General features: G+C 71.0%; 23 protein-coding genes. 13 read left to right on the top strand and 10 right to left on the bottom strand.

Going from position 1 to position 24,534, the window contains the following annotated elements; all coding sequences use genetic code 11:
* Window positions 1–6: 6 nt before the first annotated feature.
* Together HCT63_RS12600 and HCT63_RS12595 are read right to left on the bottom strand one after the other, a co-directional pair.
* Window positions 7–270, bottom strand: coding sequence for an acyl-CoA carboxylase subunit epsilon (locus HCT63_RS12600; protein WP_167005227.1), 264 nt, complete (start codon window positions 268–270; stop codon window positions 7–9).
* On the bottom strand, window positions 267–1,865 hold the full coding sequence (locus tag HCT63_RS12595) for an acyl-CoA carboxylase subunit beta (RefSeq protein ID WP_243843020.1): 1,599 nt from the start codon (window positions 1,863–1,865) through the stop codon (window positions 267–269). Before HCT63_RS12595 ends, HCT63_RS12600 begins: the two co-directional genes overlap by 4 nt.
* Window positions 1,866–1,931: 66 nt before the next feature.
* Here HCT63_RS12595 and HCT63_RS12590 point away from each other — a divergent pair, with 66 nt between their 5' ends.
* The 3 genes from HCT63_RS12590 to HCT63_RS12580 are packed head-to-tail and all read left to right on the top strand — an operon-like array spanning window position 1,932 to window position 4,257.
* Complete coding sequence (locus HCT63_RS12590) at window positions 1,932–2,762, top strand: biotin--[acetyl-CoA-carboxylase] ligase (RefSeq protein ID WP_167005224.1); 831 nt, start codon at window positions 1,932–1,934, stop codon at window positions 2,760–2,762.
* 12 nt (window positions 2,763–2,774) lie between these two features.
* Window positions 2,775–3,278, top strand: a complete 504-nt coding sequence (locus HCT63_RS12585; RefSeq protein ID WP_167005221.1) for a PH domain-containing protein — start codon at window positions 2,775–2,777, stop codon at window positions 3,276–3,278.
* 1 nt (window position 3,279) lies between these two features.
* Entirely contained in the window at window positions 3,280–4,257 is a 978-nt protein-coding gene (locus HCT63_RS12580) for an adenylate/guanylate cyclase domain-containing protein (protein WP_167005219.1), read from the top strand.
* A 4-nt stretch (window positions 4,258–4,261) separates the two neighbouring features.
* On the opposite strand, the gene HCT63_RS12575 is transcribed toward HCT63_RS12580, so the two are convergent.
* The gene (locus tag HCT63_RS12575; protein ID WP_167005216.1) at window positions 4,262–4,723 is read right to left on the bottom strand and encodes a GtrA family protein; all 462 of its coding nucleotides are present in this window, start codon (window positions 4,721–4,723) and stop codon (window positions 4,262–4,264) included.
* A gap of 173 nt (window positions 4,724–4,896) precedes the next feature.
* On the opposite strand from HCT63_RS12575, the gene HCT63_RS12570 reads away from it, so the two are divergent.
* From HCT63_RS12570 to HCT63_RS12560, 3 genes are all read left to right on the top strand, one after another.
* Complete coding sequence (locus HCT63_RS12570; RefSeq protein WP_243843066.1) at window positions 4,897–6,024, top strand: 5-(carboxyamino)imidazole ribonucleotide synthase; 1,128 nt, start codon at window positions 4,897–4,899, stop codon at window positions 6,022–6,024.
* Window positions 5,906–6,529, top strand: coding sequence for a 5-(carboxyamino)imidazole ribonucleotide mutase (purE, locus tag HCT63_RS12565; RefSeq protein ID WP_167005210.1), 624 nt, complete (start codon window positions 5,906–5,908; stop codon window positions 6,527–6,529). Before HCT63_RS12570 ends, purE begins: the two co-directional genes overlap by 119 nt.
* A 129-nt stretch (window positions 6,530–6,658) precedes the next feature.
* Window positions 6,659–7,660 (top strand): alpha/beta fold hydrolase, encoded by a 1,002-nt coding sequence (locus tag HCT63_RS12560; protein ID WP_167005207.1) that lies wholly within the window; start codon window positions 6,659–6,661, stop codon window positions 7,658–7,660.
* Between the two features lie 10 nt (window positions 7,661–7,670).
* Here the strand turns inward: HCT63_RS12560 and HCT63_RS12555 are convergent, their stop codons facing one another.
* Window positions 7,671–8,312 carry a pyridoxamine 5'-phosphate oxidase family protein gene (locus HCT63_RS12555; protein ID WP_167005204.1) on the bottom strand — a complete coding sequence of 214 codons (642 nt, stop codon included), beginning with the start codon at window positions 8,310–8,312 and terminating at the stop codon, window positions 7,671–7,673.
* A 73-nt stretch (window positions 8,313–8,385) separates the two neighbouring features.
* On the opposite strand from HCT63_RS12555, the gene HCT63_RS12550 reads away from it, so the two are divergent.
* Both HCT63_RS12550 and HCT63_RS12545 read left to right on the top strand, forming a co-directional pair.
* Window positions 8,386–9,540: an acyl-CoA dehydrogenase family protein gene (locus HCT63_RS12550; protein ID WP_167007067.1), complete on the top strand. Its 1,155-nt coding sequence runs from the start codon at window positions 8,386–8,388 to the stop codon at window positions 9,538–9,540.
* Between the two features lie 185 nt (window positions 9,541–9,725).
* Complete coding sequence (locus HCT63_RS12545) at window positions 9,726–10,151, top strand: peptidoglycan-binding domain-containing protein (protein WP_167005201.1); 426 nt, start codon at window positions 9,726–9,728, stop codon at window positions 10,149–10,151.
* 28 nt (window positions 10,152–10,179) lie between these two features.
* Here the strand turns inward: HCT63_RS12545 and HCT63_RS12540 are convergent, their stop codons facing one another.
* Together HCT63_RS12540 and HCT63_RS12535 are read right to left on the bottom strand one after the other, a co-directional pair.
* Window positions 10,180–11,979, bottom strand: a complete 1,800-nt coding sequence (locus tag HCT63_RS12540) for a hypothetical protein (RefSeq protein ID WP_167005199.1) — start codon at window positions 11,977–11,979, stop codon at window positions 10,180–10,182.
* A 137-nt stretch (window positions 11,980–12,116) separates the two neighbouring features.
* On the bottom strand, window positions 12,117–13,331 hold the full coding sequence (locus HCT63_RS12535) for an LCP family protein (RefSeq protein ID WP_243843019.1): 1,215 nt from the start codon (window positions 13,329–13,331) through the stop codon (window positions 12,117–12,119).
* Window positions 13,332–13,468: 137 nt separating this feature from the next.
* Here HCT63_RS12535 and HCT63_RS12530 point away from each other — a divergent pair, with 137 nt between their 5' ends.
* Window positions 13,469–14,929, top strand: coding sequence for an LCP family protein (locus tag HCT63_RS12530; RefSeq protein ID WP_167005197.1), 1,461 nt, complete (start codon window positions 13,469–13,471; stop codon window positions 14,927–14,929).
* 6 nt (window positions 14,930–14,935) lie between these two features.
* On the opposite strand, the gene HCT63_RS12525 is transcribed toward HCT63_RS12530, so the two are convergent.
* Genes HCT63_RS12525 through cofD form a run of 3 tightly spaced genes read right to left on the bottom strand, consistent with a single transcriptional unit; the run spans window position 14,936 to window position 17,613 of the window.
* Window positions 14,936–15,643 (bottom strand): TIGR03089 family protein, encoded by a 708-nt coding sequence (locus HCT63_RS12525; protein WP_167005195.1) that lies wholly within the window; start codon window positions 15,641–15,643, stop codon window positions 14,936–14,938.
* A gap of 9 nt (window positions 15,644–15,652) precedes the next feature.
* Window positions 15,653–16,639, bottom strand: a complete 987-nt coding sequence (gene cofE / locus HCT63_RS12520; protein WP_167005193.1) for a coenzyme F420-0:L-glutamate ligase — start codon at window positions 16,637–16,639, stop codon at window positions 15,653–15,655.
* A complete protein-coding gene (cofD, locus tag HCT63_RS12515; RefSeq protein ID WP_167005190.1) occupies window positions 16,636–17,613 on the bottom strand; it encodes a 2-phospho-L-lactate transferase in 978 nt (325 codons plus the stop codon). The genes cofE and cofD overlap by 4 nt, the downstream gene beginning before the upstream one ends.
* A 132-nt stretch (window positions 17,614–17,745) precedes the next feature.
* On the opposite strand from cofD, the gene HCT63_RS12510 reads away from it, so the two are divergent.
* The 4 genes from HCT63_RS12510 (at window position 17,746) to HCT63_RS12495 (ending at window position 23,979) form a co-directional block, all read left to right on the top strand.
* Window positions 17,746–19,047 carry a hypothetical protein gene (locus HCT63_RS12510; protein ID WP_167005187.1) on the top strand — a complete coding sequence of 434 codons (1,302 nt, stop codon included), beginning with the start codon at window positions 17,746–17,748 and terminating at the stop codon, window positions 19,045–19,047.
* 245 nt (window positions 19,048–19,292) lie between these two features.
* Entirely contained in the window at window positions 19,293–19,541 is a 249-nt protein-coding gene (locus HCT63_RS12505; RefSeq protein ID WP_167005184.1) for a WhiB family transcriptional regulator, read from the top strand.
* Window positions 19,542–19,651: 110 nt separating this feature from the next.
* A complete protein-coding gene (locus HCT63_RS12500; RefSeq protein WP_167005181.1) occupies window positions 19,652–22,462 on the top strand; it encodes a glycosyltransferase family 2 protein in 2,811 nt (936 codons plus the stop codon).
* On the top strand, window positions 22,459–23,979 hold the full coding sequence (locus tag HCT63_RS12495) for a DUF5719 family protein (RefSeq protein ID WP_167005178.1): 1,521 nt from the start codon (window positions 22,459–22,461) through the stop codon (window positions 23,977–23,979). The genes HCT63_RS12500 and HCT63_RS12495 overlap by 4 nt, the downstream gene beginning before the upstream one ends.
* Window positions 23,980–24,021: 42 nt before the next feature.
* Here the strand turns inward: HCT63_RS12495 and HCT63_RS12490 are convergent, their stop codons facing one another.
* A complete protein-coding gene (locus tag HCT63_RS12490; protein WP_167005176.1) occupies window positions 24,022–24,477 on the bottom strand; it encodes a metallopeptidase family protein in 456 nt (151 codons plus the stop codon).
* Window positions 24,478–24,534 lie beyond the last annotated feature (57 nt).

The following is a 24,534-nucleotide window of genomic DNA, read 5'->3' as shown; positions in this document are numbered from 1 at the left end:
TCGGTTCTAGCGCGAGAACGCCGACCTGCGCCACCCGTCGTGCCCATGCGTGTGCGTCGGGCGCGTGGCGCGGGCGGGGTCTCCCCATGCCGAGCGGCGCGCCGCGGGCGCTGCGGCGACCGCCGCTCCACGCGCCGCGACGACCGCGATGAGGGCAGCGAGCTCCTCGGGGGTGGGGTCGCCCTTGACGACGCGGAGGAGAGGAGTGGTCTCGACAGGCTCGACCGACGAGGTTGCGGTCTCGACAGGCTCGACCGACGAGGTGCTCACAGCGGGATGTTCCCGTGCTTCTTGGGTGGGAGCGTCTCGCGCTTGCTGCGCAGCAAGCGCAGCGCACGGACGATCTCGGTGCGGGTCTCGTGGGGCTGGATGACGGTGTCGATGTAGCCGCGCTCTGCCGCGATGTAGGGGTTGGCGAGCGTCTGCTCGTACGCGTCGATCAGCTCCGCCCGCGTCGCCTCGGGATCGTCCGCGGCAGCAAGGGTCTTACGGTGCAGGATGTTGACCGCGCCCTGGGCGCCCATGACCGCGATCTGCGCCGTCGGCCAGGCGATGTTGAGGTCGGCGCCGAGGTGCTTGGAGCCCATGACGTCGTACGCGCCGCCGTACGCCTTGCGGGTGATGACGGTGACCAGCGGGACGGTGGCCTCGGCATAGGCATAGATCAGCTTGGCGCCGCGGCGGATGATGCCGTTCCACTCCTGGTCGGTGCCCGGCAGGAAGCCCGGCACGTCGACGAAGGTCAGCACGGGCACGTTGAACGCGTCGCAGGTACGGACGAAGCGTGCGGCCTTCTCAGAGGCGTCGATGTCGAGGGTGCCGGCGAACTGCATCGGCTGGTTGGCCACGACGCCGACCGAGCGGCCCTCGACGCGGCCGAAGCCGATGAGGATGTTCGGCGCGAACAGCGGCTGCACCTCGAGGAACTCCCCGTCGTCGAGCACGGACTCGATGACGGTGTGCATATCGTACGGCTGGTTGGGGGAGTCCGGGATCAGCGTGTCGAGCGAGCGGTCCTCGTCGGAGATGTCGAGGTCCGCCTCCTCGACGTGGACCGGAGCGTCCTCCATGTTGTTCTGGGGGAGGTAGGACAGCAGCGCCTTGACGTACTCGATCGCGTCTTCTTCGTCGGCGCCCATGTAGTGGGCGTTGCCCGACTTGGTGTTGTGCGTGCGCGCGCCGCCGAGCTCCTCCATCGTCACGTCCTCGCCGGTGACGGTCTTGATCACGTCGGGGCCGGTGATGAACATGTTGGAGGTGCCGTCAACCATCACGGTGAAGTCGGTGACCGCGGGGGAGTAGACGTGACCGCCCGCGCACGAGCCCATGATCAGGCTGATCTGCGGGATCACACCGGAGGCGTGGACGTTGCGGCGGAAGATCTCGCCGTACAGGCCGAGCGAGACCACGCCCTCCTGGATGCGGGCGCCGGCGCCCTCGTTGATCCCGACGATCGGGGAGCCGGTCTTGATCGCCAGATCCATGATCTTGGTGATCTTCTCCCCGTAGACCTCGCCCAGCGACCCGCCGAACACGGTGAAGTCCTGGCTGAAGACGCAGACCTGACGGCCGTCGACCGTGCCGTAGCCGGTGATCACGCCGTCGCCGTACGGGCGGTTCTTCTCCAGCCCGAACGCTGTCGACCGGTGCCGCGCCAGCTCGTCGATCTCGACGAAGGAGCCCTCGTCGAAGAGCATCTCGATCCGCTCGCGCGCGGTCTGACGGCCCTTCGCATGCTGCTTCTCGACGGCCTTCGCCGATCCCGCGTGCACCGCCTCGTCGAGGCGACGGTCGAGATCGGCCAGCTTGCCGGCCGTCGTGTGCGTGTCGATCTGACCCGGCTCGGGTACCACTGCTTCGCTCACGGGGTCAGGGTAGCCGCCGGGCGTCGCCGGTCCGCCGAAGGGCGCGGATCGTGGGACAGTGGCCCCATGAGCGACTTGCCACTCGACTCTCCTCTCGTCCGACGCCCCCTCGATGCCGCGGGGCTCGAGCAGGCCCTGATCACCCTGCGGTCCTGGTGGCAGGACGTCCGCGTCGTGCCCGAGACCGCGAGCACCAACGCCGACCTCGCCGCGCTCGCGCGGGCCGGCGCGCCTGAGGGCACGCTGCTCACGACGGACCACCAGACCGCGGGTCGTGGTCGGCTCGACCGCACATGGGAGATGCCGCCGTACTCGGCCGTCGCGGTGTCGATCCTCGTCCACCCGCGCGTCGAAGGGCACCGCTGGACGTGGCTGCCGCTGCTGGCCGGACTCGCTGCGGTCGCCGCCGCACGTCAGGCGGGGGTGATCGCGGAGCTGAAGTGGCCCAACGACGTCATCGTCGAGGACCGCAAGCTCGGTGGGCTGCTTGTCGAACGCGTCGACACCCCGAGTGGTCCCGCCGCCGTGGTCGGCTGCGGCATCAACGTCTCGGTGACGCCTGAGGAGATCGGCGTCCCCAACGCCACGTCCCTCACCCACGAGGGATCGCCGACGGCGGAGCGGACGGGGCTGGTGAGCGAGTACGCGAAGGCGTTCGAGGCGCTGTACGACGGGTGGACCAAAGCCGGCGGTGACCCCGAGGCCGGACTGCGCGCCGCGTACGAGAACGTCAGCGCGACGCTCGGGCGCGAGGTGTCCGTGCTCTACCCCGACGGCACCACGCTCGAGGGCACCGCGGTGGGGCTCGACGAGAGCGGGCGTCTCCAGGTCAGCCACGATGGTGAGGTCACAGCGGTCAGCGCCGGAGACATCACCCATCTGCGTACCCCGGCATGACACGATGACCCCGTGGGTGTCTCAAAGAAGCTGCTGATCGAGGGTGAGCACGAGGTCCTGACGGTCCGCACGCACGTCAAAGCGCTGTTCGGTGCCTTCCTGGTGCTCGTGGTCGTCGCAGGCGCCGGTGGGTTCGGGGCCGCCGTGACCGACGGCGTCGTGCGTACGGGGGTGCTCGTCGTCGCGCTGATCGTGATCGTCGTCTGGGCTGTGCTGCCGTTCCTGCGGTGGTTCACCTGGACCTACACGATCACCAACCGCCGTCTGATCGAGCAGAAGGGCATCCTGACCCGCACGGGCCGGATCATCCCGCTCAACCGGATCAACGACGTCTCGTACGAGAAGCACCTCAGCGACCGCATCCTCGGCTGCGGCACGCTGATCGTCCACGACGCGAGCGAGCAGGCCGGGCTCCGCATCCGGGATGTCCCGCGCGTCGAGGACGTCCACCGCGAGCTGACCTCGCTCGTCTTCGCCGCGCACCATCCGACCACCATGAGCGACGAGCAGATCTGACGTGGCAGACGACCTGGCCCGCGCCATCCTCGGTGCGGAACCCACCTTCACCAGCGACGAGATCGCGGCCGCCGCGGGGCTGTCGTACGAGGAGACGCGCCGGCTGTGGCGGGCCCTCGGGTTCCCCGACTCCGCAGGCACGAAGGCGTTCGTCCCCGCCGACCTCGACGCGCTGCAGACGGTGCGCGCGATCGTCGGCACGGGCGTCATCGACGAGGACACAGTCGTCCGCCTCACGCGTGCGCTCGGCTCGACCATGTCGCGTCTGGCCGACTGGCAGGTCTCGACGATCGCCGAGGTGCTCGAGCGACGGACCGGCTCCGGTGAACTCGAACGTGTGGCGTGGTCGACCTCGGGTCGCGCTGTCGCGGAGGCGATGGGCCCGGTCTTCGAGCGGCTGCTCGTCTACGCATGGCGCCGTCACCTCGCCGCGTCGGCCAGCCGCGCAGAGGCGTTGGCCGCGGACGAGGAGGACGTCCTCCGCATGGTGGTCACGGTCGGGTTCGCCGATCTCGTCGCGTTCACCAAGCTGTCCAACGGCCTCGACGACGACGGCCTCGCCGACCTCGTCGAGGAGTTCGAGAGCCGGTGCATCGATATCATCACCGAGGGTGGCGGGCGTCCGATCAAGACGCTCGGTGATGCGGTGCTGTTCGTGGCCGAGACCCCGGAGCTCGCGGCCGACATCGCCTTCGCCGTCGTCGCGGAGATCGGTGGAGACCGAGACCTGCCCGACGTGAGGGTCGGCCTGGGGACGGGGCCGGTCATCTCCCGTCTCGGCGACGTCTACGGCCCGCCGGTCAACCTGGCCTCACGCCTGACCGCGGTGGCCCGACGCAACCGCGTGATCATCGATCGCGCGACCGCTGACGGCCTCAGCGACCGGTTCGAGACTCGGGCGATGGCGCAACGTCATCTGCGTGGCTTCGGCACGATGGAGCCGTTGACCGTACGCCACCGCTGGTCCTACAACGGTTGACGAGTCATTCCGCGGGTGCTCGCGAGTCACTCTCGGGGAACACGAAGGTCCGGTACGCCCAGAACCGGAACAGCGTGCCCAGCCCCAGGCCCACGACGTTCGCCGAGATGTTGTCGGCGAGGGCGCTGTCGAACCCGAGCACGTAGTGGGAGAACGCGAGGCACCCCACCGCGATGAGCATCCCGATGCCGTTCATCACGACGAACAGCGCGACCTCGCGGTGTGCGGTGTGCCGGCCGCGCCCGCGCCATGTCCACTGCCGGTTGCCGAAGTAGGTCACGCACATGGCCACGGCCACCGAGATGACCTTGGCCGTCAGCGGCTTGTGCTCCAGAAGTCCGGGATCACCCGCGTACCGGAGCAGGTTGAACACCACCACATCGGTGACGTATCCAGCCAGGCCCACGATCCCGAAGGCGCCGACCTCGCGGACCCGCTCCTTGGCACGCCCCGCCGTCGTCGTCATCACCCGAGCCTACGTGGACAGGGAGAAGGCGCCGGACCGTCCACGCGCTCCGGCGCCCGCGTCCCCTCCGGGCTCAGCCCTTGCAGCCGTAGCCGCCCGTTAGCATGAGGCCCGTGGACAGCCCCATCGACAGCCCTGTGCTCGCGATCGTCGGAGGCGGGCAGCTGGCCCGGATGATGGAGCAGGCCGCCGTGTCGCTCGCGGTCCCCGTGAGCCTGCTCGCCGAGGCGCCTGGCGTGAGCGCCGCCCAGGTGAACCCGAGGACCACCGTCGGCGACTACCGCGACCTCGAGACGCTCCGTACGGTCGCGGCCGAGTGCGCGGTCGTCACCTTCGACCACGAGCACGTCCCACCGGAGCACCTGCGCACGCTCGACGCGGAGGGTCACGCCTGCAGGCCGGGCCCGCACGCGCTGCTGTACGCCCAGGACAAGCGCGAGATGCGCGAGCGTCTCACCGCGCTCGGCGTCCCATGCCCCCGGTGGGCGCCTGTGGCCGATGCTGCCGACCTGGAGCGGTTCGCCGCCGCCGGCGACGGCTTCCCCGTGGTCGTGAAGACGACCCGTGGCGGTTACGACGGCAAGGGCGTCTGGGTGGTCGATGACGCTGCTGCTGCCGCCGAGGCCTTCGCCGCGGGCGTGCCGCTGATCGCCGAGGAGAAGATCGACTTCCGCCGAGAGCTCTCCGCGCTCGTCGCGCGCTCGGTGTCAGGCCAGGTCGCGGCGTACCCGGTCGTGGAGTCCCGCCAGGAGAACGGCGTCTGCCGCGAGGTGATCGCACCGGCGCCCGGCCTCGCCCCAGAGCTCGCCGCCGAGGCCGAGATGCTGGCGATGAAGGTCGCCGCCGCGCTCGACGTCGTCGGGATCCTCGCGGTCGAGCTGTTCGAGACCACCGACGGGCGCATCCTCGTCAACGAGCTGGCGATGCGTCCCCACAACACCGGGCACTGGACGATGGACGGCGCCGTCACGAGCCAGTTCGAGAACCACCTCCGGGCCGTGCTCGACCTGCCGCTCGGGTCGCCGCGTGCGCGTGCCCCGTACACCGTGATGGTCAACATCCTCGGCGGCGAGGTCGGACGCCTGTACGACGGATACGCGCACGTGATGGCGCGGGACCCCGACCTCAAGGTGCACCTGTACGGCAAGGCCGTGAAGCCCGGCCGCAAGGTCGGGCACGTGAATGCGTACGGCGACGACCTCGACGACCTGCTCGAGCGTGCGCGTCACGCCGCGGCGTGGTTCGAGGGACGGCTGGACGACGAGATCGAGGACGAGGCTCAGGAGGCCCCGCGTGACTGAGACACCGAAGGTCGGCATCGTGATGGGGTCGGACTCCGACTGGCCGACGATGAAGGCAGCGGCGGAGGCGCTCGAGGAGTTCGGCGTCTCGTACGAGGCCGACGTCGTGTCGGCGCACCGCATGCCCGACGAGATGCTCGCGTACGGTCGCGAGGCGCATGCCCGCGGCGTGCAGGTGATCATCGCCGGAGCCGGGGGAGCGGCGCACCTGCCTGGCATGCTCGCGGCGGTGACCCCGCTCCCCGTGATCGGTGTCCCGGTCGCCCTGAAGTATCTCGACGGGATGGACTCGCTGCTCTCGATCGTGCAGATGCCTGCCGGCGTCCCGGTCGCGACCGTCGCGATCGGCAACGCCCGCAACGCCGGCCTCCTTGCGGTCCGGATCCTCGCGGCCTGCGACCCGGCGCTGAGTGAGGCGATGGTGGCGTTCCAGGAGCGCCTCGCCGACGCCGCCCGGGCGAAGGGTGCAGTCGTACGAAAGGCGCGCGGCGACTCGGCTACGTAAACCGTAGTTTCACGATCCGTTGCACACGTGAGGTGCGTCACAGTACAGTCCTGGTGACGCCCGTTCCTCCTGCGTCTGGCCGCCGGTCCGGCGCTGGCGTCGCCATCTCGCACCGTGAGGTGACGCACCGTGAAGAAGCTCTCTCGACTGCTGGCCGTGGTGGCCACCACGATCCTCTGCCTGACCGCTGTGCCCGGGCCTGCCGAGGCGGCCTGGGTCAATCCGCTCCCGCGCCCGATGCGGTTCGCGCCGCTGGGCGAGGACTCCTCGTTCCCCGCCGCCTTCGCCCGTACGCTCGTCCAGCCGAACCGCAACCCGATCGGCGCCAACGACTGGAGCTGCCGGCCGTCGAGCCGCCATCCGGTCCCCGTCGTCCTGGTCCACGGCACCTGGGAGAACGCCTACAACAACTGGAACGGGCTCTCGCCAGTGCTGAAGGACCAGGGCTACTGCGTCTTCGCGCTCAACTACGGCAACTCCACGGGCATCGCGTTCCTCAACGGCACGGGTGACATGATCGCGAGCGCGCAGGAGCTTGCCCCGTTCGTCGACCGGGTCCGCGCCGCGACCGGCGCGTCGAAGGTCGACCTGATCGGCCACTCGCAGGGCGGTGCCGTCGCGCGCTACTACGCCAACAAGATCGGTGGCGCTGCAAAGGTCGACCAGGTGATCGGCATCGCCCCGTCCAACCACCCGACGACGTTGTCGGGCATCACTGAGCTCGGCAAGACGCTGCGCCTGTTCGGCCTCGCGATGGGCCTGCTCGAGCTGGTCGACATGCCGGCCGCGCAGCAGCAGGCCGACAAGAGCCCCGCGCCGCAGTCGCCGTTCTACCGGCAGCTCAACGACGCGGGTGAGACGGTGCCGGGCATCGACTACACCGTGATCGCGACGCAGTACGACGAGGTCGTCACGCCGTGGGAGCGCGCGTACATCCAAGGTGGCGGCTCGGCTGTCGACAACATCCGCCTGCAGGACGTCTGCCCGATCGATCTCTCGGAGCACGTGTCGATCACGTACTCCAAGAACGTCGCGCAGATCGTCATGAACGCCCTCGATCCGACCAGGCAGCACCGTGTCTGGTGCTATCCGCAGGCACCGCTGACTGGCAACATGCAGCTGATCGGTTGAGCCGCGGCGGTCAGTAGAGGTTCTTGGAGTACGCCTCGCCGTAGTAGGCCTCCAGTGCCTCGAGCGAGTCCTGAGGTCGCTCGAGGCGCTGGGCCACCTCGGCGCGGCTGGCGAGGACCTCGGGGTGCCAGGACTCCTGGTTCCACAGGCGTGAGCGCAAGAACGCCTTCGCGCAGTGGAAGAACACCTCCTCGATCGCGACCTCCAACGCGAGGATCGGTCGGTGGCCCTTGACCGTCAAGGCGTCGAAGTACGGCGCGTCGGTCACGATCCGCGCCCGCCCGTTGATCCGCAGCGTGTCCCCGCGGCCGGGCACGACGAACAGCAGACCGGCGTACGGGTTCTCGAGGACGTTGAGGAATCCGTCGACCCGGCGGTTGCCGGGGCGCTCCGGGATCGCGACGGTGGTGGCGTCTACGACGTGGCCGATGCCGGCGGGGTCGCCCTTGGGTGAGACGTCGCAGCGGCCCGACGTGTCGGACGTGGAGACCAGGCAGAACGGCGACGCGGCCAGCCACGCCACGTGGTCCTCGAGCAGCTCGGCGCGCACCTTGTCGCGGACACGGGGGAGCGGATCTCCGACGAGAGCGCGGAGCTCGTCGACGGACGTGATCTCGGTGACTGGTGCGGAGGGCTGGGTGCTCACGGGCATGGCGCAAGCCTAGGGCCCTGCGGGTAGCTGGTTAACCGTCATTAGCATGGGGGGTGTGACCACTGACCAGCCCATGTTCGCTCTGTCCGAGGAGCACCAGGCCATCCGCGAGGCCGTCCGCGCCGTCTGCGACGCCAAGGTTGCTCCGTTCGCCGCCGCCGTCGACGAGGAGGCGCGCTTCCCGCAGGAGGCGTACGACGCGCTGGTCGCGTCCGACTTCCACGCGCCCCACATCGGTGAGGAGTACGGCGGCGCCGGAGCGGACGCTCTCGCGACCGTGCTCGTCATCGAGGAGGTGTCGCGTGCGTGCGTCTCGTCGTCGCTGATCCCCGCGGTGAACAAGCTCGGCAGCCTTCCGGTGATCCTGTCCGGCAGCGAGGAGCTGAAGCAGAAGTACCTCCCGGCCGTCGCTGCGGGCACGTCGATGTTCTCGTACTGCCTCTCGGAGCCGGACGCCGGCAGCGACGCCGCCGGCATGAAGACCCGCGCGGTCCGCGACGGCGACCACTGGGTCCTCGACGGCGTGAAGCGCTGGATCACGAACGCTGGCGAGTCGGACTTCTACACCGTCATGGCGGTGACCGACCCCGAGAAGCGGTCGAAGGGCATCAGTGCGTTCGTCGTCGAGAAGTCCGACGAGGGGGTGTCCTTCGGTGCTCCGGAGAAGAAGCTCGGCATCAAGGGTTCCCCGACGCGCGAGGTTTACCTCGACAAGGTTCGCATCCCCGCCGACCGCATGATCGGCGCCGAGGGTACGGGCTTCGCGACCGCGATGCAGACCCTCGACCACACCCGCGTGACGATCGCCGCACAGGCCGTCGGCGTCGCACAGGGGGCGCTCGACTATGCCCTCGGCTATGTCAAGGAGCGTCAGCAGTTCCGCAAGCCGATCGCGGAGTTCCAGGGTCTGCAGTTCATGCTGGCCGACATGGGCATGAAGGTCGAGGCCGCGCGTCAGATCACGTACGCAGCCGCCGGGCGCAGCGAGCGCGGCGACAAGGACCTCACCTTCTTCGGTGCTGCCGCCAAGGCCTTTGCGTCCGACACCGCGATGCAGGTCACGACCGATGCCGTCCAGCTGCTCGGCGGCTACGGCTTCACGCGCGACTACCCGGTCGAGCGCATGATGCGCGACGCCAAGATCACGCAGATCTACGAAGGCACCAACCAGGTGCAGCGCATCGTGATGGCGCGCCAGCTCCTGGCCGGGATCCAGTCCGAGCTCTGACACGCTCTGGGGGCTGTGGTGTGTCAGTGGGCGGTCGGTCGCAACCGGCCGCCCACTGACGTTCCGGGCTGGGCCGGCCTCTGCCTTCGAACCTGATCGAATCGTGTGGCGGGAGCGGGCTCGGTCGATCCAGGCTCGATGCCCAAGGGCCCCTCAGGGTCCACGGCAGAAAGGAGCCTCGCATCATGCGACATCGAACCCGGCTGCTCAGCACAGCCGCCGCAGCAGTGCTGGTGACGACTCTTGGAGGCATCGTCACCACACCGGCTCACGCGGCCACGCCAACCTGTACCGAGGCGGTCCGCAAGTACAGCGCCAGCGGCGAGCGCATGTTCATCCCCGTCCAGTACTCCACGCTCAGTCCCACCTGCGTGATGAAGCGCGGGCACAAGAACAACGCGGTCAAGTACCTCCAGCAGGTCATGCGGGACACCTACGACTACAACATCGCGGTGGACGGTGACTTCGGCCCGGCGACGCAGAGCGCGCTGACCAGTCTTCAGCGGCGCCTAGGAATCAAGGCCGACGGCATCTACGGGTCTCAGACCCGTGACGCGATCTGCTGGCCTCTCTACTACGAGGACAACGCCTGCTGGTGGTACGACGAGTAGGTCGCCGCTCCTGGCCGTCGGCCCAGGGTCACGACGTGAGGTCGTACCTGCGGTATCTGACGACGACGCGGTCCAGCCGTGCGGGCTTCGTGCCCTTCCACTGCACCGCGAACCGGAGGCGGCCGTCGGCACGGACCCATCGCTCGGGGACCGCGACCTCGAGGTGCCGTCGGTTGCGGGTGAGGGCGCGGCGCTGGAGGGTTTCGCCCCACGGCGCGATCACCGCGATCTTGACGTCGCCGGGGTTGCCCCAGGCGCCGTGCAGCCGGATGCGCATCCGGCGATCCTTGAGGCGATCACGCGGTATCCGGACGGAGTGCACGGACGTGACCCGCGCCGCGCCCTTGCCGGCGGCCTTGCGCCGGAATCGCAGTACGCCGTGCTTGCCGCGTTGGACGCGGGCGTTTTGCTTCACCGCGGTCCGCTGCCACGACGAGCGCGCGGAGGCGGCGACCGAGCGTGTGACCGAGTCCGGATATCCGCGACGCAGGGTGAAGGGGGCGGACACCGGCCCGTACACGTCCGACTCGTCAACGCCCGCCCCGGTCCTGATCGTCCTGATCAGCTCGATGCGGTAGGTGCCCTCAGGCGCTGTCGTCGCGGGCCGCCCTTCCCGACGGATCGCTCCGTCCCAGGCGATCACTGGTTGGTCCCAGCCGATCCCGCCGATCGGGTCGCCCAGAGGTTTGCCGTCGGCCGTGAGGACGCGGAAGCGGAAGCCTGTCAGCCTCGCCTCGTAGGAGTCGATCCGAGGACTCAGCTCCATCACCCGCGGCACACCCGTCGCGGCGACGGCCTGCGGGTAGAACACGGAGGTCTTCGGGGTGAGCCTGGTCATCGGCGCGGCGTTGCTGATGAACAGCGTCTCGCTCTTGCGGGTGGACTTCTTGAAGTCGGGTGCCGTCGCGGTGGTCTCGACCTCGAACCGGTACTCACCGGCTGGCAGCGGGCGTCCCAGACGTTCTTTCGGGTCGATCAGGATGCGCGTGCCCCACGGGGCTGGGTTGCGTGCCTCCCTGATCTGGTCTGCACTGAACTCGTACGGGCCGGCAACTGTCGCACCGGCAGCGGAGATGATCCGCCAACGGGCTGTGAGCGGAGTACGGGAGTCCAGGCTCACCTGGCTGGTCGCGGTCTCCCATAGACCGTCGCCGTTCTGGCTCAGCAGCATCGTGCTCGGCCCCCACAGGGTGAGGTCCGGTTCCTTGCGAACCGTCAGGGAGAGCCCGGTTCTCTCGCACACCTGCCCGTTGAGCGAATTGCACTGCCGCAGCGACACGAAGAGGTCGACACTCGACGTGCTCGAGATGGCGACATCGATCACGTCGCCGTCATGGACCTGCCTGCTCGTGACGTCACCGTCGACCGTCGCCGGGGACCCGCCGAGACCTGTGACCCGCAGCGAGACCTGTTTGGTGACCGACGGGTCGATCACCGAAGGCAACGGTTTCGTGGGCGTAAGCGTCGGCCGCGGTCCCCGTACCGGGACGGGCTCGCTGACGGTCGTGCACGACTCCAGGCTCGCATCGGAGCATGCCCGGACCCACGCGACGAACCGTGGGGGGAGCCCGGCTGTCGGCAGGGTGTCGCGGAAGTTGCCGTCCGGGCCTGCAGCCACCGGCGTGCGCCGGACGATCCACGTCGAGCTTGCCGACGTCGCCAGCTCGAAGACCACGTACGGCGACTCCGACGTCGCGGTGAGCTCGGCCGTCCCTGTGAGCAGCGTGTCCGGGGCCGGCGGCGTCAGGACGGGTGCTGCCCAGTCCTCCGCTGCGCCCGCAGAAACTGGCCCTGCACCGGAAGCCACCAGCACGGCAGCGGTCAGCACCCCTACGACAGCTCGACGCACCACAGCGATTTCCGATCAGTCCGAGGCATCGCTGCCCGCCGGTGAGACGGCTGAAATTAGCAGAGATCCCCGCGCGCCGACAGGGCCTCCCGCAGATTCGCTCGCGAACGCCCGCGTCAGCTCGCCGGCAGGCCGTCCTTGGTGCAGACGGCCTTGGTGATCTTGTCCGTCTTGTCGGTCTTGATGTACTCGAAGAGCTGCAGCGCCCGCTCCTTGTCCCAGCGCACCGAGGCGTCGGCGATCGGGACCGTGCAGTTGTTGCCCGAGCCGCCCATCGCACCCGAGAGGTTCCAGGCGAAGCGGCCGAGCGACAGCGGGCCGACGTTGTCGCCGATGCGCAGCGACCCGGTCGCCGAGGTCACGACGCCGGCGTACCGGAACGGGTTGAGGAACGTCGACGGCGACTTCACCTCGCCGGCGATCGCCCCGAGCACCTCACGCTGCGACTGGACGCGCTGGAGGTCCTGCGTCGCGTACGTGTGCCGTGAACGCGCATAGCCGAGCGCGGTCGCACCACCGACCTCCTGGCACCCCTTCGCGAGCTTGAGGCCGGCGTCCTTGTCCTTGATCGCCTTCTTCGGGCAGATCTCGACCCCACCGACGGCGTCGACCATGTTCACGAAGCCGCCGAACCCGATCTCGACGTAGTCGTCGATCCGGACGCCGGTCGTGTTCTCCAGCGTCTCGACGAGCAGCTTCGGCCCGCCGTACGCGAACGCGGCGTTGATCTTGGTCCGGCCATGGCCGGGGATCGGGACGATCGAGTCACGGGGGATCGACACGAGCGTCGTCGGCCCGCTGCCGACGTGCATCATCATGATCGTGTCCGTGCGGCGCCCCTCGGCGTCACCGGTCGCGAGCTCCTTGCGCTGCTCCTTGGTGAGGCCTTCGCGGCTGTCGGAGCCGACGAGCAGGTACGTGGTGCCGGGCTGGTCGGCCGGACGCTCACCGCCGGGGGAGGCGTCGACCTTCTCGATGTTGCCCCACGCCCACACCGGAACGGCGATCAGGAAGACCAGCCACGCCACGAGCAGGAGCGTGATGATCCGCCCCGGCCGCAGCCAACGCCGTCCGCCGCCACGCGTCCCTGCGCCGCGCCCGCCGCCGCCCTGCGAGGGCGGTGCGGCATCGGGGTACTGCATCGGCGGCAGATCCGAAGGCCGCTGGTGTGGCTCGTTCGGCGGCCCCTGGGGCGGGGGAGCGGAGTACGCGCCGGGTCCGCCAGGAGGGTATGACGACGAGGCTCCCACGACCTGCGTGGCATCGTCGTCGGGGCCGTAGAGCCAGCCGTAGCCGGCCTCGTCCCGGGGGTTCGGATCGCGTTCGGGCATGCGTTCGAAGGTACCGGACGACGTCGCGCGTGCTGCGCCCTCCTCGGCGCGTCGTCCCGGTCGAGGCCGGTCCGCTGGTGATACTGGCGGGGCGTCCAGGGGTGGGCGCCGCACCGACAGCGACATCACGGGGGTACATGTCCGACCGCGAAGACTCGTACGGACGAACGCAGGCAGAGGTGGACTCGGCCCGCGTCCGATTCCGCAGAGCGCTCTCGTTGATGGTCATGACGCTCGTGGCCCCCGGCTCGGCGCAGCTGCTGGCCGGCAACAAGCAGGTCGGACGCGTGGCGCTGCGGATCTGGGCCGGCCTGTGGGGTCTCGTCCTCCTGCTCCTCCTGCTGGCATGGATCGACCGGGGCATCGTGATCTCCCTCCTCACGTCGACCGGCCTGCTGTGGCTCATGCGCTTCGCCCTCATCGCGCTCGCCCTCGGGTGGGTGGCCCTGTTCGCCGACTCCTGGCGTCTCGGAACCCCGCTGCGGCTCGAGCGCAAGCACCGCCTCGCCGTCAGTGGGGTCAGCGGCCTGCTGTGCTTCGTGACCGCGGGTGCCCTGTTCGTTGCCTCCAACCTCATGGCCGTCCAGCAGGACTTCATCAGCACGGTCTTCGGCTCCTCGGTCGTCCGCGAGGCCGAGCATGGGCGCTACAACGTGCTGCTCCTCGGAGGCGACTCGGGCAAGGGCCGTGACGGTCTGCGACCGGACTCGCTGACCGTCGCGAGCATCGACACCGAGACCGGGGACACCGTGCTCGTCGGCCTGCCGCGCAACCTTGCCGACGTCCCGTTCCCCGACGGGCACCCGATGAAGGAGGAGTTCCCGCGCGGCTTCGACTGCGACGGTTGCTACCTCAACAGCGTCAACACGTGGGCCGACGACCACCCCGACCTGTTCGAGGGCAGCGACCACGAAGGCATCGACGCGACCCGGGCAGCCGTCGAGGAGATCACCGGGCTCAAAATCAGCTACCACGTGCTCGTCAACATGAAGGGCTTCGCCTCGCTCGTCGACGCGGTCGGCGGCGTGAAGATCCGGGTCCGTGAGCGCACCGCGATCGGTGGCATCGGTTCGCCGATCACCGACTGGATCCCCAAGGGGCGCCAGAAGCTCGACGGTCGCGAGGCGCTCTGGTACGCCCGCAGCCGCGTCCAGAACTCCGACTACTCGCGCATGGCGCGCCAGAAGTGCCTGATGAGCGCGATGCTGACCCAGCTCGACCCCAACACCGTGCTCCTCAAGGCGACCAGCATCGCCGACTCGAGCAAGAAGATGCTGAGCACCGACATCCCCGCCGCGGACCTCGACACGTTCGTCGAGCTGGCGCTGAAGGCGCGGGGGGCAAAGGTGTCGACGGTGTCGCTGGTCCCGCCGGCGATCCAGACCGGCGACCCGGACTTCGACAAGATCCGCCGCATGGTCGACAAGGGGATCGCGCGCTCGGAGAAGCCCCCGGCGAAGACATCCGAGGCGGCCGGCACGTCGGGAGACGGCGAGGCGAATGAGAAGACTGCGAAGTCGGAGAAGGCCGGGGCCGATCCCGACAAAGAGCGTTCGGCTCGGATCAACGACGCCGAGGACCTCGGCGACGTCTGCTGACCCGCGTCACGCGACGGTGACGCGCTCGGTCTCGGCGATCGCGGCGAGCTGGTCGCGGTGCGCGTCGGCGTCCGGCGTCCGGACCAGCACGAGCGATCCGTTGGCGTCGAGCGCGGCGAGGACCGCATCGACCAAGGGGCCGAGGTCGCGGTCTCCGACGATCATCACGCGCGCGCCCGGGGCGTACGTGCCGCTCGCGCGGTCCGTGAGCTCCTCGTGGCTGAGCACGCCGTCGTCGGTGATGAGCGCCGGTGAGCCGTGGGCGGGTGGGTAGTACGCGGTGAAGTGGTCGCCGTGCGCGGGCACCTCGGCGTTGTAGTCGAGGACGCCGCCGGGCAACGGTGTGGTGAAGCGGCCGCCGAGCGGGCGCAGCGAGAGAGCGACGACGTCGTCGGCGCTCGCCGCCTCCTCGAGCGTCGCCGGGTCGACGACAGCGAGCCGGTCACCCGGGCGCAGGCTGACGGTCGCCCCTGCGACCCACGTCGCCAAGAACCAGATGACCGTCTCCCAGTGCACCGGGAGCAGAACGTCGACGGTGGTGTCCTCGTCGCACCCGAGGGTGTCCTGGAGCATGTTGGCGGTCTTGGCGACCCAGTTGGTGCAGGTCGTCAGGCTCAGTTCCACCCGCTCGCCGGTGGTCAGGTCGTAGAACGTGACGGCGGGCCGCGACGGATCGACAGTGGTGGCCCGTGCAAGCAGGTCGGCGATCGTCACGGTGCCACCCTAACGGCCGCGGGCACCTGAGGGTCGCACCTCGATCGCGACGTCCACCCCGTGGGCACGCGCAGCCACGCGCAGCCGCTCGGAGACGCGACCGGCCTCCACGAGCGCCTCGTCGGAGTCGTCCTTGACCGCGACCACGAACGTCGCGGGGTCGGTCGCGGTCACCTCGACAAGAGCCTCCGCGGGCGCGGCGAGCGCGAGGACCCGGTCGTACGCGTCTGGCTCGGGTGCGGGGAACCCGACAGGCCTCCCGGTCCCGACGGCCACCTCGACCGCGTCCCGTGCGCCGAGCCCGAAGAGGTCCTCGTCGTCGGGGCGCAGGAGCGTGGCGGCGCCTGACTGCGGGTGGGCCCAGTGATCGCCGACCCAGTGCCGGGGGAGCCCCCGTACGACGACGAACGGTGCTTGGCTCGTCTTGCCGGCCACGAGCTCGGCGGCACCCGCGATCTCGTCGGCGACGGCCGGCTCGGTGACGTGGAGGGCGTTGCCGAAGGTGTCTTGCGTCCCCGACAGCGAGTTGACGACCTTGAGGCCGGCGCTCCCGATGGCGATGTCGGTCTGCCCGCGGCGCCACGCACGTCCGGCCGTGTCGGAGAGCACGACGGCGATCTCGACGCCGGCGCGGCGGCGCAGCCGCACCCGCAGGTCGCGCGCGGCCGCGTCCGGGTCGTGAGGAAGCCAGAGCGCGGTGCCGGGTGCGGTGTTGCTGGCGTCGACGCCGGCAGCGGCCATCGTGAGGCCCGCACGGTTGCGGACGATGCGGGTCGCACCGCGGCGCGCGACGACCCGTACGGTCTCGGCGTCGATGACGCAATCGCGGTCGGCGGCCGTCGAGAGCCCGAGCGCCTTGCTCACGATCTTGCTGGTGACCACCACGACGTCGCCGTCCCGCAGCGGCTCGTCGAGTCGCTCGAGAAGGAGGCTGACGAGGTCGTCGCCGGGCCCGACCTCGCCGACGCCGGTGACCGGCCACAGGGTCAGGCTCACGGGCGCGACCCGATCTCCTGGGCGAGCCTGAGCGCGTCGGCGGCGAGCGTACGGGTCGTGGCGGCGTCGGACATGTAGAGAGGGACGGCGCGCCCCTCGATGCCGGCGTCGGCGACCGCCGCGAGCTGTGACGCGTCGGAGGTGTCGACGAGCCAGCCGTCGAGCACGCCGCCGCGTGAGCGGGCGCCGTACCGGGCGGCGACGGCACTGGCGCTGACCTCGACGCCGAGACCGGTCAGGAGCTGGTCCGCCATGCCTCGTACGGCACCGGGGCCGATGATCGGCGACACCCCGACGACCGGGGCAGACGTCGACCGCAGCGCGTCGGCGATCCCCGGAACCGCGAGGATCGGGCCGACCGAGACGACCGGGTTCGAGGGAGGCACGAGGACGACGTCGGCGTCGGCGATCGCCTCGACGACGCCGGGCGCGGGCTTGGTGTCGTCGATCCCGATCATCACGACGCCGTGCGCGGGGACCGAGGCGCGCAGACGCACCCAGTACTCCTGGAAGTGGATCGCGCTGCGCTGTCCGCCTTCCTCGACCACGACGTGGGTCTCGACGCGGTCGTCGGTCATCGGCAGCAGCGTGACCCCCGGCTCCCACCGCACGCACAGCGCGCGGGTGACGTCGCTGAGGGAGTAGCCCGCCTCGAGCATCTGGGTCCGGACCAGGTGGGTGGCCACGTCGCGGTCGCCCAGGCCGAACCACGTCGGCTGTGCGCCGTACGCGGCGAGCTCCTCCTTGACGCTCCACGTCTCGTCGGCGCGGCCCCACCGGCGCTCGGTGTCGATCCCGCCGCCGAGGGTGTACATCAGCGTGTCGAGGTCAGGGCACACCTTGAGCCCGAACAACCAGATGTCGTCGGCGGTGTTGCCGACGACGGTCACGTCGGCGTCGTCGCCCACCTCGTCGAGCAGTCCGCCGACGAAGGTCGCGCCGCCGATGCCTCCGGACAGAACCGTGATCCTCATGCAGCCATTCTCCCCTCCGGGGACGAAGAACCCGCACGCCCGGGGGAGACCGATGAGCCGGGGACTGCGTAGGGTAGGCCCGTCCACTGGGACAGGGCATGGCTCTGCGCCCGAACCAGGAGATGGGGATCCGTGACCGACTCACTACGCAAGTACCGCGACATCCTGTCGTACTCGCTGCTCGGCGTCGTCGCCGTTTCGCTGCTCGCGGCGCTCATCGCGCTGATCGACGACGGACCGTTCGAGACACGCCTGAGCGTGGGTGTGGTGGCGGTCGTGGCCGCCGTGGCGCTCGCGACGCGCAAGGACGACCTGAGCCCCCACGCACGCCTCATCACCTTCGTGGGCCTCGGTGTCCTCGGTGTCGCGGCCGTCCTGACGCTGTGGGGCCTGATCAAGGTCCTCGGCGAGGATCTCCTGCCGGCCAAGGCGTCCTACGTGCTCGACATGCTCGCGGCGCTCGGGTTCGTCGGAGTCGCGCTCTTCTACACGGTCGTCGTCCTCCGGGAGCTGCCGGCGCCCGTCCGTCAGCCGCAGTGGTCACCCGCCCAGGGCGGCCAGGGTGGCCAGTGGGGTGGTCAGCCGCAGCAGGGGCAGCAGCAGGGCGGCTGGCCCGCAGCGCCGGCCCAGCAGTGGGGCGGTCAGGCGCCGCAGCAGGGTGGCTGGCAGCAGCAGGCGCCGCAGGGGCCGCAGCAGAGTGCGCAGCCGGCCGCGCCGCAGCAGGGCTGGCAGCAGTACGGCGGGTACGCCGCCGGCGCCGCGGGTGCCGCGGCGGCAGGCGCTGTGGGAGCCGAGGCCGCAGGGTCGGCCTGGGGCTCGCCCGCTCCGAGCACGCCCGCACAGCAGCCCGCGCAGCACGAGGCGCCCGCGCCGCAGGTGGAGGCCGCTCCCGAGGTGGAGCCCGCTGAGCAGTCCACCGCGGTGTGGAGCCCCCCCGCCGAGGCCGCGGCCCCGTCGGCGTGGCAGCCGCAGGAGCAGTCCTCCTGGGTCGCACCCGCCGCCGAGCAGCCGGCACAGCCCGCGCAGTCGGGCTGGGGTGGCCAGGAGTCCACGTGGGCGCGTGACGCGCAGTGGGGTTCTTCCGAGCCCGCACAGCCGCAGGCGTGGGCGCAGGAGGCGACCGAGCAGCCTTCGTGGCAGGCGCCGACCGAGTACGGCTCCTCGTGGGCGCCGCAGGCCGAGCAGCCCACCTACCAGCCTGAGCAGCCCACCTACCAGCCTGAGCCGGCGAGCGAGCAGCAGCCGTGGGGCGGGGGCGATGTCTCGTGGGGCGGGTCCCGTCTGGGTGACGCCACGTTCGACAACGCCGATGCCGCCGACGCCACGAGCACGGACCCCGGGTCCGAGTCGGCGAGCGATGCCGAGCAGGGCGACGGACGCGACGACGGCCAGCCCGGCCCGAGCTCGTGGTGGTCGCCGGGGAACGGCGCCTGAGCAACCCCGATCTGCACGCGTTGGCCCGTACCACAGTGGTGCGGGCCTTCGCATTAGCACTCTTCGGCTTGACGGATCGGTATTGACAGGCTTGTAATTTCATTAGTGTCGTCCTTTTCTTGGACGGCCGGATGCAAGTCGGGGGCGATGTCGTCACCGGCAGTGGGTCCTCGAGGGGTCGGGGCCCGCGTCCGGTCAAGGGCGGCGCTGACCACGGGGATCACGAGGGGCAGGAGGCGAGACTGATGGAAGATCTCTTCCACGCAGACGCCGAGGAGATGGGCTGGCAGGACCGCGCACTGTGCGCGCAGACGGATCCGGAGGCGTTCTTCCCAGAGAAGGGCGGCTCGACGCGAGAGGCAAAACGGGTCTGCCTGACGTGCGACGTGCGTGGCGAGTGCCTCGAGTACGCGCTCGAGAACGACGAGCGCTTCGGGATCTGGGGCGGGCTGTCCGAGCGGGAGCGTCGCAAGCTCAAGAAGCGCGCGATCTGACGCGGCGGGCGCCGCAGCGTGGCGCCCGGCCCTCGCACGGCGGCGATCGGGCGCCGCGCGGTGGTGCCGGGACGTCCGTGCACCAGGCGGATGGCTAGACTCCAGCACCTATGATCGAAGGCGTCGACGAGGGCCTTGTCCCCTCCCGGAACTGGCTCGCCGCCCCACCCAGCGTCACGGCCGTCATCGTGTGCCGCAACGGTGCAGGGTGGCTCCCACAGGTGCTCGATGCGCTCGCGTCGCTCGCCCACCTCCCGCAGGCAGTCGTGGCGGTCGACGTGTCGTCGACCGACCAGACACGCGAGATCCTGGCGCGCTACCTGCACCCTGCATCGATCCGTACGGCGCCGCCGGGCACCGGCTTCGGCGATGCGGTCCGTGTGGCGCTGGAGGGGTCGGCGCCAACCGATTGGGTCTGGCTGCTGCACGACGACTCGGCGCCCGGTCCTGACGCGCTCGCGCACCTGCTCGACCAGGCGACGCAGTCGGAGGACATCGGCATCGCGGGGCCCAAGCTCCGCGAGTGGCCGTCCCTCAAGCGCCTCCTCGAGGTCGGGGTCACGATCAGCGGGACGGGTGCGCGCGAGACAGGTCTGGAGCGCGGCGAGCCCGACCAGGGCCAGCACGACCGCCCGCGCGACGTCCTCGCCGTGAGCACCGCCGGGATGCTCGTACGCCGACGCGTCCTCGAGGACCTCGGCGGCTTCGACCCCCGGCTCCCGCTGTTCTTCGACGACATCGACCTCGGGTGGCGCGCCGCACGCCGCGGCTACCGTGTGCGCGTCGCCCCGTCGTCGGTCTTCTTCCACGTCGAGGCCGCTGCCACCGGGCTGCGTCCGGGGTCGCTGGCGCCGAGGCCACGCCGCGAGATGCGCCGCGCCGCGACGTACACGCTGCTCGCCAACGCGAGCCGGCCCGGTTTCTTCTGGCAGTCCGTACGCCTGTTCCTCGGCACCCTCCTGCGCGCCCTCGTGCTGCTGCTCGCCAAGGCCCCGCGCGAGGCCGCCGATGAGATCTTCGGTGTCCTGGCGGTCTACCGCAGGCCATTCGCGATGCTGGCGGCGCGACGGCGTCGTGCCGCCGCTGCCCGCGTCGACGCGCGCAGCGTCCGTGAGCGTCTGCTGCCCTCGCCCCTGATCCCGTACCGGCACGGCCTCGACGCCCTCGGTGAGCTCGTCAACACCCTCGTCGGTCCTGCGCCAGAGATGACCGGCCGGCGCGCCGCGGTCGAGCTGCGCCCGGAGGACGACGACGAGGAACTCCCGACCACCGGCTCGTACCTGTCACGGCACCCGTGGCTGACGACGATGCTCGTCCTCACGCTCGTCGCGTTCGTCGCCTCGCGCAGCGTCATCGGCTCGGGCTTCCTGATGGGCGGGGCGCTCTTGCCCGCCCCCGACGGGGCGGGAGCGTGGTGGTCGTTCTTCACCGCCGGCTCGCACGATGTCAGCATCGGCAGCGACGTGCCCGCACCCGGCTACGTCGTCCCGCTGGCCCTCCTGGCCACCCTCCTGGGCGGCAATGCGGACCTGGCCGTCAGCATCGTGGTCCTCGCCGGCGCCCTGCTCGCCGCGCTCACCGCCCACCGTCTCGGCCGCCGCCTGTTCGCCTCCCCGGGGGTCCGGCTGTGGTGGGGAGCCACGTACGGCCTGCTGGTCGCGACGTCCGGCGCCCTGGTCCAGGGACGGATCGGGACGGTCGTCGCCCTCGCGGCGGCCCCGGCGATCGTGAACTCCGCCTACCTGCTGATGACGCGGCCGCGGGTCACGGACGGTCTGCGTCTTGGGCTGTGGCTCACGCTCGCGACGGCGTTCGCCCCGGTCACGTACCTGCTCGCGGCGGGACCGCTGCTCGTCGCCGGCGCCATCTTGCTGCGCCGCCGCGGCTGGCCGAGCATCGCGACCGCGCTGCTCCTCCCCTGGCTGCTGCTGGGCTCCTGGATGTGGCGGCGCGCGCTCGACCCCGGTGCCTGGTGGTGGGAGGCGGGGCGCGCCAACGCCGATGTCGGCGACCTCGACCCGCCGACCTGGCAGCTCGCCCTCGGGCACGCGGGCGGTCCGGGCATCGCCACGTACGCCACCGCGGGTCTTCTGCTGCTCGGTGTGTTGGCCCTGCTGCGCAGGGAGACCCGGTCTGCCGTCCTCGTCGCGTGGGCGACCGGGCTCTGGGTGCTCGGGTGGGCGAGCTTCGGCGCCGGCGCGACCTTCACCGACGGCATCTCGGGCGGCCCGGTCTGGGTGGGAGTGCCGGCCACCTTGTGGATCGCTGCCCTCGCCGCAGCGGCAGGGAGCGCCGCCGACGGCCTCCACGGACGCCTCGCCGACCGTCCCGTGCGACGGCGCGCGTTCGCCGTGCTCGTGGTCCTCGCCCTGGTCGGCCCTGCTGTCGCCCTCACGTGGTGGGCGGTCCGCGGCGACGGCGACCCGCTCGAGCGTGGCACGCCCGACGAGATCCCTGCCTACCTCGCGGCGCGGGCCGAGGACGGCAGGTCCACGCTCGTCCTCACCGGCACGCGCGAGGAAGGCGTGACCCAGCGCGTCGTGTCCGGCGACGGCACGCGCCTCGGCGACGAGGCAGTCATGCCGTCGCCCGAGGACCTGCGGTCCCTGGACGTGGACGTCCGCCTGCTGCTGTCCAACCCCTCGACGGGTGTGCTCGAGCGGCTCGGCTCGTACGGGATCCAGTCGATCTACCTGCCCGCCCCCGCTAACCCTGATCTTGTCGACGCGCTCGAGGCCGCGCCCGGCCTGGAGCCCTCTGGCAGTCCCGAAGGGTCGCGGGTCTGGACCTTCACCGTCGCCGGCGAGCCGCACGAGCCGCCGTCGTCGGCGGTGCGTCCGTGGGTGGCGCGCGGCCAGCTGGCGCTGCTGCTCGTGGCCGTCGTCGTGGCCGCACCGGGACGAGCGAGGGAGGTGCGATGAGTCCGAAGAAGAAGTCACGACGTCAGGCCGGTGGTCGGCGCGTCAAGGATCAGGTCGTCGAGACGACGTCGGCTGCGCTCGCGCTCGGAGCTCATTCGGGCCGCCTGGTGATCGGTGCCGTGGTGATCGCTGGGCTGCTGCTCGGTGTCGGCGAGCTGCGGACGGCGTCTCAGCAGACGACCGGCAGCGGTCCGTCGGCCCAGGAGGTCAGCACGGTCGCGTACGGCTGCCCGTCCTTCGTCCAGCGGGGTGCGGCCTCGGCCACGACCGTCGCCGTGACCAGCCTGCCGGGAGACTCCTCCGACGGGGGAGCGCGCGAGGCCGTCCGACTTCCGGGTGCCAACCCGGTCGCCGCGCTCGCCGGCGCCCCGCGAGGCACATGGGCGACGGCCTTGACCGGGCGGCGCGCACGTGCGGTGCTGGTTGAGGCGACCGGGGCCCAGGCGCCCGGAACGGTCGCGTTCAGCGCCTCCGTCGCCCAAGCGTCAGATGGTGGGGGCACCGCCGTGGGGGCGTGCCCGCGCCCCGCGCCCGAGCGCTGGTTCGTGGGCGCCGGCAGCACCGCGCAGCATCGCACGGCTCTGGTGCTCACCAACACCTCCAGCAACCCTGGCGTGGTCGACCTCTCGATGTACGGCACGGCCGGAGACGTCGACGGGGTCGGCGCCACGGGCATCGTCGTCGAGCCGCAGACCTCGCGTGTCGTCCGCCTCGAGGACGTCGCCGCAGGGGAGTCGGAGATGGCCGTGCGGGTCGTCGTCCGGCGCGGCGCCGTCGCCGTCGCCGCGACCGACGCCTCGTCGGTCGGGACCGCAGCAGCAGGCAGCGAGCTCATGCCGCCTTCGGCGCTGCCCTCGACCACGACGACGGTGGCCGGCGTCCCCGCCCACCGGGGTGCGCGCACGCTGCTCGTCGCCAACCCGTCCGACCGCACCGCGACGGTCGCGCTGTCGGTCGCGACGAACGACGGCGTCTTCACCCCGACAGGTCTGGAGAGCATCGACGTCGCCCCGCAGGCGCTGACGAGCGTGACGCTTCCCGCGAACGTCAGCGCGCGGGCGTACTCGGTCCGTCTCACCTCCGACATCGCCGTGACCGCGTCGGTGCGCACGACGATCGGTGCCGACCACGCGTACGCCGTCGCGACCGCGCCGTGGGAGGGCACCGCGGTGATGCCCGTCGGCATCGGGTCGGCGTTGCGTGCCGGTGGCGCCGGGCTCCTCGTGTCGCCCGACGGCGACGCGGCAGCCTCGCTCGCCGTGACCGCCCACGACGAGACAGGTGCCGAGGTCGGCAGCGCGCAGCTCGAGGCCCCGGCCGGGACGACGACGGCGCTCAACCCCTTCGGGTCCGGCGGCGTCGGTGTCGCGGCCGCACAGGTCTCGTACCTCACGGTCGCCTCCGAGGCGCCGGTCCGCGCCGCGGCGGTCTACAGCGGGCGCGGCCTCGCCTCCGTGCCGTTGAGCGCGGCACCCGTCCGCGAGGCGGCGCCGGTCGTCCGCCCCGGCGCCCCCTGAGCCGCCTCGCGGCTCACGCGCTCAGAGGCTCACGGGGCGCAGTCACATCCGGGGGTCGAGGTCGTCGGGGTCGCACCGCCACAAGGTCGCGAGCTGGTCGACGAGGACCGAGAGGACTAGGTCGTCGAGGTCGGCCCGCGACTCCACGCGGTGCTGGACGGGCTGTCGGAACAGGACGACCCGCGGCCGCTCACGATCGGGGACGACCGTGCCGAGCGGCACCTCGTCGCGCCATCGGCGCGGCAGCACCGGTACGTCCTCCACGGCGACGTCGAGCAGCTCCAACGCGGCTGCATGACGGGGACGCAGGCGCGCGACCGCGCCGAGGACCGCGGTGTCGAACTGGGCGCGGCGATCCCACCCGACAGGGATGCCCGACGGCGTCAGCGGCCCCGGCAGAGCGACCGGCCCGCGGAACCCACGCCCACGGCGGTCGCGCCGTCTGCCTCCACGCGGCTCGTCGAGCGGGACCACCCTGGGACTGCTCCGGCGCGCCATGCGAACGTCCTACCTCGCGTACGGAGTGCTGCGCAAGCCGAGGGGTCCGCCTGCATG

The organism is Mumia sp. ZJ430, from assembly GCF_011751845.1.
In the GTDB taxonomy this organism is placed as follows: domain Bacteria; phylum Actinomycetota; class Actinomycetes; order Propionibacteriales; family Nocardioidaceae; genus Mumia.
This window is presented reverse-complemented; position numbering and strand designations above follow the sequence as displayed.